The 18,371-nt window shown below is 53.7% G+C and carries 7 protein-coding genes, 1 tRNA gene and 3 rRNA genes; 2 read left to right on the top strand and 9 right to left on the bottom strand.

Going from position 1 to position 18,371, the window contains the following annotated elements:
* Positions 1-77: 77 nt before the first annotated feature.
* Entirely contained in the window at positions 78-3,761 is a 3,684-nt protein-coding gene (metH, locus tag HV243_RS23135; protein WP_047357747.1) for a methionine synthase, read from the bottom strand.
* A 195-nt stretch (positions 3,762-3,956) separates the two neighbouring features.
* Between metH and iclR the strand changes: the two genes are divergently transcribed.
* Positions 3,957-4,781, top strand: a complete 825-nt coding sequence (gene iclR / locus HV243_RS23140; protein WP_047357748.1) for a glyoxylate bypass operon transcriptional repressor IclR — start codon at positions 3,957-3,959, stop codon at positions 4,779-4,781.
* Positions 4,782-4,798: 17 nt separating this feature from the next.
* On the opposite strand, the gene aceK is transcribed toward iclR, so the two are convergent.
* From aceK to HV243_RS23180, 8 genes are all read right to left on the bottom strand, one after another.
* Complete coding sequence (aceK, locus tag HV243_RS23145; protein WP_053389652.1) at positions 4,799-6,526, bottom strand: bifunctional isocitrate dehydrogenase kinase/phosphatase; 1,728 nt, start codon at positions 6,524-6,526, stop codon at positions 4,799-4,801.
* 102 nt (positions 6,527-6,628) lie between these two features.
* Positions 6,629-7,933, bottom strand: a complete 1,305-nt coding sequence (gene aceA / locus HV243_RS23150; protein ID WP_016155323.1) for an isocitrate lyase — start codon at positions 7,931-7,933, stop codon at positions 6,629-6,631.
* Positions 7,934-7,968: 35 nt separating this feature from the next.
* A complete protein-coding gene (aceB, locus tag HV243_RS23155) occupies positions 7,969-9,570 on the bottom strand; it encodes a malate synthase A (protein ID WP_053389653.1) in 1,602 nt (533 codons plus the stop codon).
* A 268-nt stretch (positions 9,571-9,838) separates the two neighbouring features.
* Entirely contained in the window at positions 9,839-10,768 is a 930-nt protein-coding gene (metA, locus tag HV243_RS23160; protein ID WP_016155321.1) for a homoserine O-succinyltransferase, read from the bottom strand.
* A gap of 340 nt (positions 10,769-11,108) precedes the next feature.
* Positions 11,109-11,224: ribosomal RNA gene (rrf, locus tag HV243_RS23165) — 5S ribosomal RNA — on the bottom strand.
* Between the two features lie 96 nt (positions 11,225-11,320).
* Positions 11,321-14,227: ribosomal RNA gene (locus HV243_RS23170) — 23S ribosomal RNA — on the bottom strand.
* A gap of 220 nt (positions 14,228-14,447) precedes the next feature.
* Positions 14,448-14,523 (bottom strand) — tRNA-Glu (locus HV243_RS23175).
* Positions 14,524-14,608: 85 nt separating this feature from the next.
* Positions 14,609-16,150 (bottom strand): 16S ribosomal RNA (locus HV243_RS23180).
* Together the 16S, 23S and 5S rRNA genes with 1 tRNA gene alongside form the textbook arrangement of a ribosomal RNA operon.
* A 619-nt stretch (positions 16,151-16,769) precedes the next feature.
* Here HV243_RS23180 and purH point away from each other — a divergent pair.
* The gene (gene purH, locus HV243_RS23185) at positions 16,770-18,359 is read left to right on the top strand and encodes a bifunctional phosphoribosylaminoimidazolecarboxamide formyltransferase/IMP cyclohydrolase (RefSeq protein WP_047358998.1); all 1,590 of its coding nucleotides are present in this window, start codon (positions 16,770-16,772) and stop codon (positions 18,357-18,359) included.
* Positions 18,360-18,371 lie beyond the last annotated feature (12 nt).

The raw sequence follows: 18,371 nt of genomic DNA on the forward strand, positions 1-18,371 counted from the left end.
GGGTTTAAACGTAATAAAGAGACAAGGCACTCATTGAGTGCCCTGTTTGTTGTAAATAAAGATGACAGTTTTGTGAATCAGTCAGCGTCATAGCCCAGATTAGGCGCTAACCAACGTTCGACTTCCGCCACGCTCATGCCTTTACGGAAGGCGTAATCTTCAACCTGATCGCGCTGGATTTGCGCCACGGCGTAGTACTTGCTGTCTGGATGACTGAAATACCAGCCGGAAACCGACGCACCTGGCCACATCGCGAAGGATTCGGTGAGCTTCATCCCGGTGTGCGCTTCTACATCCAGCAGTTCCCAGATGGTGGCCTTTTCGGTGTGTTCCGGGCAAGCCGGATAGCCCGGTGCCGGGCGAATTCCCTGGTAGTTTTCGCGGATCAGCTCCTCGTTACTGAGGTTCTCATTTGCCGCATAGCCCCAGTAGACTTTACGCACGCGCTCGTGCAGATATTCCGCGAACGCTTCCGCCAGACGGTCGGCGATCGCTTTCACCATGATCTTGTTGTAGTCGTCATGCTGGGCTTCGAAGGCGTCCGCCAGTGCATCTTCCTCCAGACCGCCGGTAACTGCGAAAGCACCGATGTAATCCGCTTTGCCACTCAGTTTCGGCGCAACAAAGTCAGACAGGCAGTAGTTGGCGAAACCGACTTTTTCCGTCTGCTGGCGCAGGTGATGACTGACGTTGATGACGTGCGTACGCGTCTCGTCACGGTAAATCTCGATGTCGTCCCCCACGCGGTTAGCCGGGAACAAGCCCACCACGCCGCGCGGATTCAGGGTCTTCTCAGCGCTGAGTTTATCCAGCATATCATTGGCGTCTTTGAACAGACGTTTCGCCTCTTCTCCCACCACCTCATCTTCGAGGATGCGCGGGTATTTCCCGGCCAGCGACCAGGTCATAAAGAACGGCGTCCAGTCGATGTAGTTGCGCAGCGTTTCGATGCTGGCTTCAACGCTCTGTACGCCGAGGCGGTGCGCCACCGGCGGCGTGTAGTTTTCCCAGTCGAAGGCCAGATCGTTGTCGCGGGCAGCCTGTAACGTTACTGGTGGGGTCCGCGGTTTCTTACGCGCATGCTGGATACGCACGGTTTCGTACTCTTTACGCGTACGGGCGACAAAGTCATCGCGCTGAGTGTCAGAGAGGAGTGCGGCGACTACGCCAACGGTACGCGAGGCGTTCTGCACATAAACCGTCGGACCACTGTAGTTCTGCTCTATTTTCACCGCCGTGTGCGCTTTTGAGGTGGTCGCGCCGCCAATCAGCAACGGAATAGTGAACCCCTGACGCTCCATCTCTTTCGCCACGTTGACCATTTCGTCCAGCGACGGGGTAATCAGCCCGGAAAGACCAATCAGATCGGCATTCACTTCACGTGCCGTTCTGAGGATTTTCTCCGCTGGCACCATCACGCCAAGATCGACGATTTCGTAGTTGTTACATTGCAGCACCACACCAACGATGTTTTTGCCGATATCGTGCACATCGCCTTTCACGGTAGCAATGACCATCTTGCCGTTGCTGGAGCCTTTCTCTTTGCTGGCCTCAATGTACGGTTCGAGGTAGGCCACCGCCTGCTTCATCACGCGGGCGGATTTCACCACCTGCGGCAGGAACATTTTGCCCTCGCCAAACAGATCGCCAACCACGTTCATCCCGTCCATCAGCGGCCCTTCAATCACCTCGATCGGACGCGCGGCCTGCTGGCGAGCTTCTTCAGTATCCTGCTCAATAAATTCGGTAATGCCTTTCACCAGCGAATATTCGAGGCGCTTTTTCACGTCCCAACTGCGCCATTCCGCCATCTGGGCATTGGCAGTGTCATCAGTTTTGCTACCGCGATATTTCTCAGCCAGCTCCAGCAGACGCTCGGTGCCATCGTCACGACGGTTGAGGATCACATCTTCAACCGCATCGCGCAGCTCGGCGGGCAGGTCGTCGTAAATCGCCAGTTGTCCGGCGTTGACGATCCCCATGTCCATGCCGTTGCGAATGGCGTAGTAAAGGAATACCGCGTGAATGGCTTCACGAACCGGGTCGTTACCACGGAAGGAGAATGACACGTTGGAGACGCCGCCGGAGATCAGCGCGTGCGGTAGTTCGCGTTTGATGTCTTCACAGGCACCGATAAAGTCCTGGGCGTAGTTGTTGTGCTCATCAATCCCGGTCGCGACCGCAAAGATGTTCGGGTCGAAGATAATGTCTTCCGGCGGGAAGCCTACCTCTTCGGTAAGAATGTTGTACGCCCGCCGGCAAATCTCAATTTTACGCGCACGGGTGTCGGCCTGCCCCTGCTCGTCAAAGGCCATCACCACCACTGCGGCACCGTAGCGTCGCAGCAACTTCGCGTGGTGGATAAAGGTCTCCACCCCCTCTTTCATCGAGATGGAGTTAACGATGCCTTTACCCTGAATGCACTTCAGCCCTTTTTCGATGACGTCCCATTTCGAGGAGTCGATCATAATCGGCACGCGGGCGATATCCGGCTCACCGGCGATAAGGTTGAGAAAACGCACCATCGCCGCTTCGGCGTCGAGCATCCCCTCATCCATGTTGATATCGATAATCTGTGCGCCACTTTCCACCTGCTGACGGGCGACATCCAGCGCTTCGTTGTATTTCTCTTCTTTGATCAGTCTCTTAAATTTCGCCGAACCGGTGACGTTGGTACGCTCGCCGACGTTCACAAACAGGCTATCGTCGCCAATATTCAACGGTTCAAGGCCAGACAGACGGCAGGCTACCGGGATTTCCGGCAAGCGGCGCGGCGGCAAGCCTTCCACTGCGCGGCTCATCGCGGCGATGTGTTCCGGCGTGGTGCCGCAGCAGCCGCCGACCACGTTGAGGAAGCCCGCTTGCGCCCACTCGCGTATTTGCGCCGCCATAGTGTCGGCATCGAGATCGTATTCGCCAAAGGCGTTCGGCAACCCGGCGTTCGGGTGCGCGGTAACGTAGCATTCGGCAATGCGCGACAGCTCCTGCACGTACTGGCGCAACTCGTCCGGGCCTAAGGCGCAGTTCAGACCGAAGGTCAGCGCATCGGCGTGGCGCAGTGAGTTATAGAACGCTTCGGTTGTCTGACCGGAGAGCGTACGCCCGGAAGCATCGGTGATGGTGCCGGAGAGCATAATCGGCAACTCAACGCCCAGCGCTTCAAATTCGGTTTTAACCGCGAAAATAGCGGCTTTGGCGTTCAGGGTATCGAAGACGGTTTCAATCAGGATCAGGTCGCTGCCACCTTCCACCAGCGCTTTGGTGGATTCACGGTAGGCGGCCACCAGCTGATCAAAGGTAATATTGCGGTAAGCCGGGTCGTTGACGTCAGGCGAGATAGACGCCGTACGGTTGGTTGGGCCGAGCACGCCCGCGACATAACGCGGCTTTTCCGGTGTGCGTGCCGTCCATTCGTCTGCCGCTGCGCGCGCCAGTTTGGCTGCTGCAAAGTTGATTTCCGCCGACAGGGATTCCATCTGGTAATCCGCCATGGCGATCGTCGTGGAGTTAAAGGTGTTGGTTTCGATGATATCCGCGCCCGCCTCAAAATAGGCGTTATGGATGGCGGCGATCACCTCAGGTTTGCTGAGCACCAACAGGTCGTTGTTGCCTTTCAGATCGCACGGCCAGTCGGCAAAGCGTTCGCCGCGGAAATCCTCTTCGCTCAGACGATATCCCTGGATCATGGTGCCCATACCGCCGTCCAGCACCAGAATACGTTCATTTAACTGCTGACGTAATTGTTCAACTTTGCTGCTCACACTCGCTCCCGACAACGCTCAACCAGACCGAAAAAAACTCAACAGACCATACTGGCACAAACCTGAGAGGTGGAAAAGAGAACAACGGCCAACATGAGACATGTTCAGCTTCACTCATCCGATCAGTACAGGAATTCTTGCATTATAATTGAATAAAACGAAAATGATTTCCACGATACAGAAAAGGAGTCCGCCATGGTTGCCACAATCCCCGCGAAACGCGGTAGAAAACCCGCCGCTGCTACTACGCCTGCAACCGGGCAGGTTCAGTCTCTGACCCGCGGCCTGAAGTTACTGGAGTGGATTGCGGAATCCAACGGCAGCGTGGCGCTAACCGAGCTGGCACAGCAGGCCGGCTTGCCAAACTCCACGACTCACCGTTTGTTGACCACCATGCAGCAGCAAGGATTTGTCCGTCAGGTGGGTGAATTAGGCCACTGGGCCGTGGGTGCGCATGCGTTTATCGTCGGCAGCAGCTTTTTGCAAAGCCGTAATTTGCTGGCGATTGTCCACCCGATCCTGCGCAAGCTGATGGAAGACTCCGGCGAGACGGTAAACCTGGCCGTATTAGATCAAAGCGACCATCAGGCCATTATTATCGACCAGGTGCAGTGTACCCAGCTGATGCGCATGTCCGCGCCTATCGGCGGCAAACTGCCGATGCACGCCTCCGGTGCGGGTAAGGCGTTTTTATCCCAACTGAGTGAAGAACAGGTGACTGGCCTGCTGCACCGTAAAGGGCTGCACGCTTACACCCACGCCACGTTGGTGTCGCCGGTGCATTTGAAAGAGGATTTAGCCCAGACGCGCAAGCGCGGCTACTCCTTTGATGATGAGGAGCATGCGCTGGGTCTGCGCTGCGTGGCGTCGTGCATTTATGATGAACACCGCGAGCCGTTTGCCGCTATTTCCATCTCCGGACCCATTTCGCGCATTACCGACGATCGAGTGACCGAGTTTGGTGCCATGGCGATCAAAGCGGCGAAAGAAGTCACGCTGGCATACGGCGGATTTCGTTAAGAAAGGGTTGCCGGACATCAAGCCGCAAATCTGATGCAAAACCGCTGTTTGCGCCGGTAGGCGTAAACATCTTCCACGTGTCCTTCACGGATCCGCGTTTGCAGACCTCGCCAGTAGTCGGCACTGAACAGGTCAGCATGCATCTCTTCAAATAGCGGCCCGATACGCGGGTCAGCGCATAGCCAGTGACGAAACTCTTCCGGGAAGACATCCCCCGGCGATACGCTATACCACGGTTCAGCGCTCATCTCATCTTCCGGGTAACGCGGCGGCGGGATATGACGGAAATTCACCTCCGTCATGTAGCAAATTTCATCGTAGTCGTAGAACACCACGCGCCCGTGGCGAGTCACGCCGAAGTTCTTAAACAGCATATCGCCGGGGAAAATATTGGCGGCGGCCAGCTGACGAATGGCATTGCCGTACTCTTCAATTGCATCGCGCAGTTGCTGGCCTTCGACCTGCTCCAGCCAGATATTGAGCGGCACCATCCGTCGTTCGATATACAAATGGCGAATGACAATCTGCTCGCCGAGATCGGTAATTTTTTCCGGGGCTTCCTGTAGCAACAGCGCCATCAGCGACGGATCGATTTGCCGTTTATCCAGCACAAAGTTCTCGAACTCCTGGGTGTCAGCCATCCGTCCGACACGATCGTGCTCCTTGACCAGTTGATAACAGGCGCGGACGTGGGCGGCCGACATCTCTTTTTGCGGCGCAAATTTGTCTTTGATGACTTTAAAGACGCGGTCGAAGCCTGGCAGGGTAAATACCAGCATCACCATGCCGCGGATCCCCGGCGCTTCGATAAATTGCTCATCGCAATGGGCAAGATAGAGCAGATATTCGCGGTAACTTTCGGTCTTCGCGTGTTTCTGACAGCCGATCGCCATATACAATTCAGCGGTGGTTTTACCGGGCAGGATCTCGCGCAGCCACTCCATTAACGCGGCGGGCAGCGGGGCGTAAACCATAAAATACGAGCGGGCGAAGCCAAACACGATACTGGCTTCCGCCGTCGTGGTCAGGCAGGTATCGACAAACAGTTCGCCCTCGTCAGTACGGTGAATTGGCAGTAAAAACGGCAGCGTCCCGGAAGGGGTAATCAACTTCCCGACCAGCCAGGCGGCCTTGTTGCGATAAAACAGTTCGTTCGCCACCTGCAAATGACTGCGCTGCAACACATCCGCCCCCAGCGTTTCGGTCAGGTGTTCGATGATGTAGTGGATATCCCGATGTCTGTTCTGCCATGGCAGACGCAAGGGCAGATCGCTGAGGACGCGCGTAAGCAGCCACTCCCAGCCGGCATCGGGAAAAAAGTCTTTCGCCAACGGGCGTGGGATCGTGCGAAAACGGCGCTCTGGCTGAGAGCTGAAAATAAACAGTCGCTCGGGAGTCAGCGAGCGGTGGTCAAATAACCGGCAATAGACGGAGTTAAAGAAACTCTCCGCAATCTCGAAGCGTGGGTAATCTGGCAATAGCCGGGTGTAATGCTCTTTCACGCGAAGTAAAAAATCCGCGTCGGTACTTTTGCCATCAGTAATGCAGCGCAGTTGCTCCACCACCAGACCCACATGATGATCGTAAAGGTGGATACGGCTTTTCATCGCCTGCTGAACCGCGTGCCAGTCGGCATGTTCAAAACGCTGCTGCGCGCCGGAGGTCACTTCCAGAAAACGCCCGTACTGGGCGTCGAAACCTTGCAAAATCGTCTGAGCAATCAGTAATTCCAGGCCACGCGTCATCAATTTCTCCCATCCGGCACAATGTCATGCCGGATGGCGCATTCGCTTATCCGGCCTACATCCCTTCGTAGGCCCGGTAAGCGCAGCGCCACCGGGCATTGATCAAAACTGCGATTCTTCAGTCGAGCCGGTCAGCGCGGTCACTGAAGAAGTGCCGCCCTGAATGATGGTGGTTACTTTGTCGAAATAGCCTGTCCCCACTTCCTGCTGATGGGACACGAAGGTGTAACCATCTTTAGCAGCCGCAAATTCCGGCTGCTGAACCTTCTCAACGTAGTGGCGCATGCCTTCACCCTGCGCATAGGAATGCGCGAGGTCGAACATGTTGAACCACATGCTGTGAATACCCGCCAGCGTAATGAACTGGTATTTGTAACCCATATCGGACAGCTGTTGCTGGAAGCTGGCAATGGTTTTGTCATCCAGGTTTTTCTGCCAGTTAAACGATGGCGAACAGTTGTAGGCCAGCAGTTTGCCTGGGAATTTCGCATGAATAGCATCGGCAAAGCGCTTCGCCAGTTCGAGGTCCGGCGTGGAGGTTTCACACCACACCAGATCCGCATACGGTGCGTAGGCCAGGCCACGGCTGATCGCCTGCTCAATGCCCGCATGCGTACGGTAGAACCCTTCGCTGGTACGTTCGCCAGTGATGAACTCGCTATCGTATGGGTCGCAATCAGACGTAATCAGATCGGCTGCGTCAGCATCGGTACGCGCAATCACCAGCGTCGGAACGCCCATAACGTCTGCAGCCAGACGGGCTGCCACCAGTTTCTGGATAGCTTCCTGAGTCGGCACCAGGACTTTGCCACCCATGTGACCACATTTTTTCACCGATGCGAGCTGATCTTCGAAGTGAACGGCCGCTGCACCAGCCTCAATCATCGATTTCATCAGTTCAAACGCGTTCAGTACCCCGCCAAAACCCGCTTCCGCATCTGCAACGATCGGCAGGAAGTAATCCACATAGCGCGGATCGTTCGGCTCAATACCGGTTGACCATTGGATCTGATCGGCACGACGGAATGTGTTGTTGATCCTGTCCACCACCGCCGGAACGGAGTTCGCTGGATACAACGATTGATCCGGATACATGCTGGACGCCAGGTTGGCATCTGCCGCCACCTGCCAGCCTGAAAGGTAGACCGCTTCAATACCAGCTTTCGCTTGCTGCAGCGCCTGACCACCAGTCAGCGCACCGAGGCTGTTGATATAACCTTTCTTCGATTCGCCGTGTAGCAGACGCCACATTTTCGCCGCGCCAAGCTGCGCCAGCGTGCATTCCGGGTTGACCGAGCCACGTAATTTCACCACTTCCTCCGCGCTATAGGGGCGGGTGATGCCTTCCCAGCGCGGTTGAGTCCATTCTTTCTGTAATTCTTCGATTTGTTGAGTACGGGTTTTCATGTGCAGATGCTCCATTAGGATAAATTGTGGGTAAATTAGGCCAACAGGCGGTAGCCCGGTAACGTCAGGAAGTCAATTAACTCGTCGGAAGTGGTGATTTGCTCCATCAGGCGCGCGGCATCATCAAAACGCCCGCTGCTGTAGCGGTGTTCTCCCAGTTCGTCCTGAATCACCAACATCTCTTCGGCCAGCATCTGGCGGAACAACGGTTTGGTAACCGGTTTGCCGTTGCTGAGCGTTTTCTGGTGGTGGATCCACTGCCAGATGGAAGTACGAGAGATTTCGGCGGTGGCCGCATCTTCCATCAGACCATAAATCGGTACGCAGCCATTACCGGAGATCCACGCTTCGATGTACTGCACCGCGACACGAATGTTGGCACGCATACCTTCTTCAGTACGCTCACCTTCACAGGGTGCCAGCAATTGTTCTGCGGTAATCGGCGCATCTTCTTCACGGGTCACGAACAGCTGATTTTTGTTTTCACCGAGTACGTCGTTGAACACCGCCATTGCGGTATCTGCCAGTCCTGGATGGGCAATCCATGTGCCGTCATGACCGTTATTGGCTTCCAGCGCTTTGTCCGCTTTTACCTTGGTCAGAACCTGGTTGTTACGTTCCGCATCTTTGCTGGGAATGAACGCGGCCATGCCGCCCATCGCGAACGCGCCGCGTTTATGACAGGTTTTAATCAGCAGACGCGAATACGCACTGAGGAATGGCTTATCCATCGTCACCACCTGACGGTCCGGCAACACGCGATCCGGGTGGTTCTTCAGGGTTTTGATATAACTGAAAATGTAGTCCCAGCGACCGCAGTTCAGGCCCACAATGTGGTCACGCAGCGCGTGCAGAATTTCGTCCATCTGGAAAACGGCTGGCAGCGTTTCAATCAGCAGGGTCGCTTTAATTGTGCCGCGCGGCAGATTAAAGCGATCCTCTGCATAGCTGAACACTTCGCTCCACCATGCCGCTTCTTGCCAGGCCTGCGTTTTGGGTAGATAGAAATAAGGGCCACTGCCTTTTGCCAGCAACGTTTTGTGGTTGTGGAAGAAATAGAGGGCGAAGTCGAACAGGCTGCCCGGGATCGATTCGCCACGCCAGGTGACGTGTTTTTCCGGCAGATGCAGACCGCGAACGCGGCACACTAACAGGGCCGGATTGGGTTTGAGTTGATAAATTTTACCGGCTTCGTTGGTGTAGCTAATGGTGCCATTGACTGCATCGCGCAAGTTGATCTGCCCGTCGATAACTTTGCTCCACTCAGGAGCCAGCGAATCTTCAAAATCAGCCATAAAGACTTTGACGTTCGCGTTCAGCGCGTTGATAACCATCTTGCGCTCAACCGGTCCGGTAATCTCTACACGGCGATCCAGTAAATCATCAGGAATACCGCGAACTTTCCAGTTACCTTCACGAATGGAAGCTGTTTCCGAAATAAAGTCAGGCAACTTACCGTCATCAATATCCTGCTGCTGCTGGATACGTGCAGCCAGAAGTTTATTCCGCTTTGGCGTAAATCTTGTCACCAGCTCGGTCAGAAACTCCACCGCTTCAGCGGTCAGAATCTGCTGTTCCTGTTCGCCACGCGGCCTGGTGAAGATCAGTTCATCGGTTGTCGTTGCCTGTTGATTCATTGCGTAGTTCCTCGTCATTGATCCAAACACATCCCCAATGCGAACGAAGGATCGTTGTGCGGTTTTCGTTCAGCACAACTAAGACTACTCATTTAAATTTCAAAATCAAAAACAATTTCCATTTTTAATTTAATTATTAATTAACCTATTGATAACAATATAAATAAAATTTAATTACACAGTGAGGTGCATTTCGGAAATAAAAAAGGCACCCGAAGGTGCCTGATTCAACATGCTGAAACGCTTAAGGATCGTCTGTTACAGAAGATTAATCCAGCGTTGGATTCATGTGACGCAGATCATATGGCGTGATCTGGTAAACGTAATAGTTGAGCCAGTTGGTAAACAACAGATTGCCGTGGCTACGCCAGGTTGCCCGCGGTTTATTTTGCGGGTCATCTTTTGGGAAGTAGTTATAGGGCACTTCCGGCGTTAAGCCCGCTTCGACGTCACGAAAATATTCACTGCCGAGTGTATGGGCGTCATATTCAGGATGGCCCGTTACGAAGGCGATACGTTTATCTTTGCTGGCAAACAGGTAGGCATCTCCCTCTTCTGTTTCGGCAAAAATCTCGAGATCGGTATAGTCCCTGATAAGGGCAGCAGGAAAATCGGCATAGCGCGAATGCGGGGCCAGGAACGCATCATCAAATCCACGCGTCAGCAGCGCATGAGGATGAAGAATATGGTGCTCATAGACGCCTGAGAGTTTATCCGTACGGGTTTGCTTGGGAATTCCGTACAGGATATTCAATGCGGCTTGCACCGCCCAACAGACAAAGAGCGTCGATGTAACATGATCTTTCGCCCATTCAAGCACTTGTTTAATCTGCGGCCAGTAAGCCACGTCATTAAATTCAACCAGACCCAACGGCGCGCCGGTCACGATTAGCCCATCAAAGTTCTGATCGCAGATATCCTCGAAATTACAGTAAAAGTTATTCAGATGCTCCGTAGGGGTGTTGCGTGACTCGCGGGCATCAATGCGCAATAGCTGAACATCTACCTGCAGCGGGGAGTTAGACAGTAAACGCAGGAACTGGTTTTCCGTTTCAATCTTCTTGGGCATCAGGTTGAGGATGAGCACCTTCAGTGGACGAATTTCCTGACCAGAAGCGCGAGATGACGTCATCACAAAGACGTTTTCCTCACGCAAGAAATTGACGGCGGGTAGCTCGTCCTGCACGCGAATTGGCATAACCTGATAACCTCACTACATACGTTTAAACGTTTAGACATCCAGATAGCTGAAGATACCCAGGAATCATGCGAATGTCGAGCCTTCATCCTCAAGTTGAGAAAGTTTCACGGCTCCTTGCTGTAGATTAGTGCAGTAAAGAAAAAAGGAGAATGCTATTCGTCGTTCGCGTAACAGGCAATGTGCTGCCGGGAGAGCCTGGTGTGCTGCGCTTCTCAGGCCTGAACACCGGTTACAACATGATGGGCTGGATAAAATGGTACGCCGCATCCGGCAGTTCTCACTCCCTGCAGACGCAAAAAAGCCCATCCGGCAGGATGGGCTTCTTCACTTATTTGATGCCTGGCAGTTCCCTACTCTCGCATGGGGAGACCCCACACTACCATCGGCGCTACGGCGTTTCACTTCTGAGTTCGGCATGGGGTCAGGTGGGACCACCGCGCTACAGCCGCCAGGCAAATTCTGTTTATCAACACGCTTTTCGCATGTCGATGTAATCTGTAATCAAGCTGAATTTCGATGTCTCATCCGCCAAAACATCTTCGGCGTTGTAAGGTTAAGCCTCACGGTTCATTAGTATCGGTTAGCTCAACGTATCGCTACGCTTACACACCCGACCTATCAACGTCGTCGTCTTCAACGTTCCTTCAGGACCCTTAAAGGGTCAGGGAGAACTCATCTCGGGGCAAGTTTCGTGCTTAGATGCTTTCAGCACTTATCTCTTCCGCATTTAGCTACCGGGCAATGCCATTGGCATGACAACCCGAACACCAGTGATGCGTCCACTCCGGTCCTCTCGTACTAGGAGCAGCCCCCCTCAATTCTCCAGCGCCCACGGCAGATAGGGACCGAACTGTCTCACGACGTTCTAAACCCAGCTCGCGTACCACTTTAAATGGCGAACAGCCATACCCTTGGGACCTACTTCAGCCCCAGGATGTGATGAGCCGACATCGAGGTGCCAAACACCGCCGTCGATATGAACTCTTGGGCGGTATCAGCCTGTTATCCCCGGAGTACCTTTTATCCGTTGAGCGATGGCCCTTCCATTCAGAACCACCGGATCACTAAGACCTGCTTTCGCACCTGCTCGAGCCGTCACTCTCGCAGTCAAGCTAGCTTATGCCTTTGCACTAACCTCCTGATGTCCGACCAGGATTAGCTAACCTTCGTGCTCCTCCGTTACTCTTTAGGAGGAGACCGCCCCAGTCAAACTACCCACCAGACACTGTCCGCAACCCGGATCACGGGTCTACGTTAGAACACCAGCCATTAAAGGGTGGTATTTCAAGGTTGGCTCCATGCAGACTGGCGTCCACACTTCAAAGCCTCCCACCTATCCTACACATCAAGGACCAGTGTTCAGTGTCAAGCTATAGTAAAGGTTCACGGGGTCTTTCCGTCTTGCCGCGGGTACACTGCATCTTCACAGCGAGTTCAATTTCACTGAGTCTCGGGTGGAGACAGCCTGGCCATCATTACGCCATTCGTGCAGGTCGGAACTTACCCGACAAGGAATTTCGCTACCTTAGGACCGTTATAGTTACGGCCGCCGTTTACCGGGGCTTCGATCAAGAGCTTCTCCTTACGGATAACCCCATCAATTAACCTTCCGGCACCGGGCAGGCGTCACACCGTATACGTCCACTTTCGTGTTTGCACAGTGCTGTGTTTTTAATAAACAGTTGCAGCCAGCTGGTATCTTCGACTGATTTCAGCTCCATGAGTAAATCACTTCACCTACATATCAGCGTGCCTTCTCCCGAAGTTACGGCACCATTTTGCCTAGTTCCTTCACCCGAGTTCTCTCAAGCGCCTTGGTATTCTCTACCTGACCACCTGTGTCGGTTTGGGGTACGATTTTGTGTTACCTGATGCTTAGAGGCTTTTCCTGGAAGCAGGGCATTTGTTACTTCAGCACCGTAGTGCCTCGTCATCACACCTCAGCGTTAACAAGACTCCGGATTTACCTGGAATCTCCGCCTACATGCTTAAACCGGGACAACCGTCGCCCGGCTAACATAGCCTTCTCCGTCCCCCCCTCGCAGTAACACCAAGTACAGGAATATTAACCTGTTTCCCATCGACTACGCCTTTCGGCCTCGCCTTAGGGGTCGACTCACCCTGCCCCGATTAACGTTGGACAGGAACCCTTGGTCTTCCGGCGTGCGGGTTTTTCACCCGCATTATCGTTACTTATGTCAGCATTCGCACTTCTGATACCTCCAGCATGCCTCACAGCACACCTTCAACGGCTTACAGAACGCTCCCCTACCCAACAACACATAGTGTCGCTGCCGCAGCTTCGGTGCATGGTTTAGCCCCGTTACATCTTCCGCGCAGGCCGACTCGACCAGTGAGCTATTACGCTTTCTTTAAATGATGGCTGCTTCTAAGCCAACATCCTGGCTGTCTGTGCCTTCCCACATCGTTTCCCACTTAACCATGACTTTGGGACCTTAGCTGGCGGTCTGGGTTGTTTCCCTCTTCACGACGGACGTTAGCACCCGCCGTGTGTCTCCCGTGATAACATTCTTCGGTATTCGCAGTTTGCATCGGGTTGGTAAGTCGGGATGACCCCCTAGCCGAAACAGTGCTCTACCCCCGAAGATGAGTTCACGAGGCGCTACCTAAATAGCTTTCGGGGAGAACCAGCTATCTCCCGGTTTGATTGGCCTTTCACCCCCAGCCACAAGTCATCCGCTAATTTTTCAACATTAGTCGGTTCGGTCCTCCAGTTAGTGTTACCCAACCTTCAACCTGCCCATGGCTAGATCACCGGGTTTCGGGTCTATACCCTGCAACTTAACGCCCAGTTAAGACTCGGTTTCCCTTCGGCTCCCCTATTCGGTTAACCTTGCTACAGAATATAAGTCGCTGACCCATTATACAAAAGGTACGCAGTCACCCCATAAAGAGGCTCCCACTGCTTGTACGTACACGGTTTCAGGTTCTTTTTCACTCCCCTCGCCGGGGTTCTTTTCGCCTTTCCCTCACGGTACTGGTTCACTATCGGTCAGTCAGGAGTATTTAGCCTTGGAGGATGGTCCCCCCATATTCAGACAGGATACCACGTGTCCCGCCCTACTCTTCGAGTTCACAACACATGCACTTTTGTGTACGGGGCTATCACCCTGTATCGCCGGACTTTCCAGACCGTTCCACTACCACACATGCTGATTCAGACTCTGGGCTGCTCCCCGTTCGCTCGCCGCTACTGGGGGAATCTCGGTTGATTTCTTTTCCTCGGGGTACTTAGATGTTTCAGTTCCCCCGGTTCGCTTCATTACGCTATGTATTCACGTAATGATAGTGTGACGAATCACACTGGGTTTCCCCATTCGGAAATCGCCGGTTATAACGGTTCATATCACCTTACCGACGCTTATCGCAGATTAGCACGTCCTTCATCGCCTCTGACTGCCAGGGCATCCACCGTGTACGCTTAGTCGCTTAACCTCACAACCCGAAGATGTTTCGTAAAACACTTCAGTGTTGCGAAAATTTGAGAGACTCGAACACACCGCTTTTCATTTCTTGTTTACGGAGAAATGAAACAGTGTGTCGTTTCAATTTTCAGCTTGATCCAGATTTTTAAAGAGCAAATATCTCAAACGAGACTCGAAAGTCTGTTTTGAGATACTTCGGTCGGCGACTTTCACTCACACATACCAGCAAGTGGCGTCCCCTAGGGGATTCGAACCCCTGTTACCGCCGTGAAAGGGCGGTGTCCTGGGCCTCTAGACGAAGGGGACACTGAAGTCTCAATCGCAAGACGCCTTGCTATTTACTTTTCATCAGACAATCTGTGTGAGCACTACAAAGAACGTTTCTTTAAGGTAAGGAGGTGATCCAACCGCAGGTTCCCCTACGGTTACCTTGTTACGACTTCACCCCAGTCATGAATCACAAAGTGGTAAGCGCCCTCCCGAAGGTTAAGCTACCTACTTCTTTTGCAACCCACTCCCATGGTGTGACGGGCGGTGTGTACAAGGCCCGGGAACGTATTCACCGTGGCATTCTGATCCACGATTACTAGCGATTCCGACTTCATGGAGTCGAGTTGCAGACTCCAATCCGGACTACGACATACTTTATGAGGTCCGCTTGCTCTCGCGAGGTCGCTTCTCTTTGTATATGCCATTGTAGCACGTGTGTAGCCCTACTCGTAAGGGCCATGATGACTTGACGTCATCCCCACCTTCCTCCAGTTTATCACTGGCAGTCTCCTTTGAGTTCCCGGCCGGACCGCTGGCAACAAAGGATAAGGGTTGCGCTCGTTGCGGGACTTAACCCAACATTTCACAACACGAGCTGACGACAGCCATGCAGCACCTGTCTCACGGTTCCCGAAGGCACCAAGGCATCTCTGCCAAGTTCCGTGGATGTCAAGAGTAGGTAAGGTTCTTCGCGTTGCATCGAATTAAACCACATGCTCCACCGCTTGTGCGGGCCCCCGTCAATTCATTTGAGTTTTAACCTTGCGGCCGTACTCCCCAGGCGGTCGACTTAACGCGTTAGCTCCGGAAGCCACGCCTCAAGGGCACAACCTCCAAGTCGACATCGTTTACGGCGTGGACTACCAGGGTATCTAATCCTGTTTGCTCCCCACGCTTTCGCACCTGAGCGTCAGTCTTTGTCCAGGGGGCCGCCTTCGCCACCGGTATTCCTCCAGATCTCTACGCATTTCACCGCTACACCTGGAATTCTACCCCCCTCTACAAGACTCTAGCCTGCCAGTTTCGGATGCAGTTCCCAGGTTGAGCCCGGGGATTTCACATCCGACTTGACAGACCGCCTGCGTGCGCTTTACGCCCAGTAATTCCGATTAACGCTTGCACCCTCCGTATTACCGCGGCTGCTGGCACGGAGTTAGCCGGTGCTTCTTCTGCGAGTAACGTCAATTGCTGCGGTTATTAACCACAACACCTTCCTCCTCGCTGAAAGTACTTTACAACCCGAAGGCCTTCTTCATACACGCGGCATGGCTGCATCAGGCTTGCGCCCATTGTGCAATATTCCCCACTGCTGCCTCCCGTAGGAGTCTGGACCGTGTCTCAGTTCCAGTGTGGCTGGTCATCCTCTCAGACCAGCTAGGGATCGTCGCCTAGGTGAGCCGTTACCCCACCTACTAGCTAATCCCATCTGGGCACATCCGATGGCAAGAGGCCCGAAGGTCCCCCTCTTTGGTCTTGCGACGTTATGCGGTATTAGCTACCGTTTCCAGTAGTTATCCCCCTCCATCGGGCAGTTTCCCAGACATTACTCACCCGTCCGCCACTCGTCACCCAAGGAGCAAGCTCCTCTGTGCTACCGTTCGACTTGCATGTGTTAGGCCTGCCGCCAGCGTTCAATCTGAGCCATGATCAAACTCTTCAATTTAAGTTTGATGCTCGTGAATTAAACTTCGTAATGAATTACGTGTTCACTCAGAGACTTGGTATTCATTTTTCGTCTTGCGACGTTAAGAATCCGTATCTTCGAGTGCCCACACAGATTGTCTGATAAATTGTTAAAGAGCAGTTGCGACGCGCTTTAGCGCTCTGTCGCGAGGTGGCGTATATTACGCTTTCCTCTTTCAGAGTCAACCCTCATTTTCAGGTTTTTCTCTTCAACCGAACCGGCTGTTTGTGTGAAGTGATTCACATCCGCCGTGTCGATGGAGGCGCATTATAGGGAGTTTCCCGCGGCCCGCAACCCTTAAATTGCAGAAAAATGACTGACCGCTGCATTCCACAGCAAAACCCCGCCTTATACCCATTTACACACAGAGTTATCCACAAACCACGCGATCGTTTGTGCACTTCTCTGTTTATATGAGCATCCTTCAACGGAAAAAGAAGAGGTCAAAATCGAAAATTAAAAATTCGCGAGCGTTGCGCAAACGTTTTCGTTACAATGCCCCCGCACAACAAGGATGCCCCGTAAGGGGCGTTAGCTGAGTTTTTAGCCAAGAATTCACCTAACGCTCTCTGTAATAGTCAAATCCAGGGGATTTACCATGCAACAACGTCGTCCAGTCCGCCGCGCTCTGCTCAGTGTTTCTGACAAGGCCGGTATCATCGAATTCGCTCAGGCACTTTCCGCACGCGGTGTGGAGCTGCTGTCTACAGGTGGCACTGCGCGCCTGTTGGCTGAGAAAGGCCTGCCAGTGACCGAAGTTTCCGATTACACCGGCTTCCCGGAAATGATGGATGGACGCGTAAAGACCCTGCATCCGAAAGTCCACGGCGGCATTCTTGGTCGTCGTGGTCAGGACGACGGGATTATGGAACAGCACGGCATCGCACCTATCGACATGGTGGTTGTTAACCTGTACCCGTTCGCCGAAACCGTTGCCCGTGAAGGCTGCTCGCTGGAAGATGCGGTAGAAAACATTGATATCGGCGGCCCGACGATGGTGCGTTCCGCTGCCAAGAACCATAAAGATGTGGCTATCGTTGTGAAGAGCAGCGACTACGCCGCCATTATTAAAGAGATGGATGCCAACGACGGTTCTCTGACCCTCGACACACGTTTCGATCTCGCGATTAAAGCCTTCGAACACACCGCCGCTTACGACAGCATGATCGCCAACTACTTCGGTAGCATGGTTCCGGCCTACCACGGCGAAAGCAAAGAAGCCGCCGGTCGCTTTCCACGTACACTGAACCTGAACTTCATTAAGAAGCAGGATATGCGCTACGGCGAGAACAGCCACCAACAGGCTGCCTTCTATATAGAAGAGAATGTTAAAGAAGCGTCCGTTGCCACCGCGCAGCAGGTACAGGGCAAAGCACTTTCCTACAACAACATCGCCGATACCGATGCGGCGCTGGAGTGCGTAAAAGAATTCAACGAGCCAGCCTGTGTGATCGTCAAACACGCTAACCCGTGCGGCGTGGCTGTCAGTACCTCTATTTTCGATGCTTACGACCGCGCCTATAAAACCGACCCGACCTCCGCGTTCGGCGGCATCATCGCCTTCAACCGCGAACTGGATGCCGAAACTGCTCAAGCCATCATTTCCCGTCAGTTCGTGGAAGTGATCATCGCGCCATCCGCAACCGAAGACGCACTGAAAATCACCGCCGCCAAACAGAACGTCCGCGTGCTGACCTGCGGTCAGTGGGCACAACGTGTGCCGGGCCTGGACTTCAAACGCGTTAACGGCGGTCTGCTGGTTCAGGATCGTGACCTGGGTATGGTGAGCGAAGGTGAACTGCGCGTAGTTTCCAAACGTCAGCCGACCGAACAGGAACTGCGCGATGCGCTGTTCTGTTGGAAAGTAGCTAAGTTTGTAAAATCCAACGCCATTGTTTACGCCAAAGAGAACATGACTATCGGCATAGGCGCAGGCCAGATGAGCCGCGTATATTCCGCAAAAATCGCCGGGATTAAAGCCGCCGACGAAGGTCTGGAAGTTCAAGGTTCCTCTATGGCATCCGACGCCTTCTTCCCGTTCCGCGATGGGATTGATGCCGCCGCCGCCGCCGGTGTGACCTGCGTGATCCAGCCGGGCGGTTCTATCCGTGATGATGAAGTCATTGCTGCCGCCGACGAGCACGGCATAGCGATGGTGTTCACCGACATGCGCCACTTCCGCCATTAATCCACGGAGCAG

Origin of the sequence: Citrobacter sp. RHBSTW-00599 (assembly GCF_013784065.1) — a bacterium.
Taxonomy (GTDB): Bacteria; Pseudomonadota; Gammaproteobacteria; order Enterobacterales; family Enterobacteriaceae; genus Citrobacter; species Citrobacter braakii.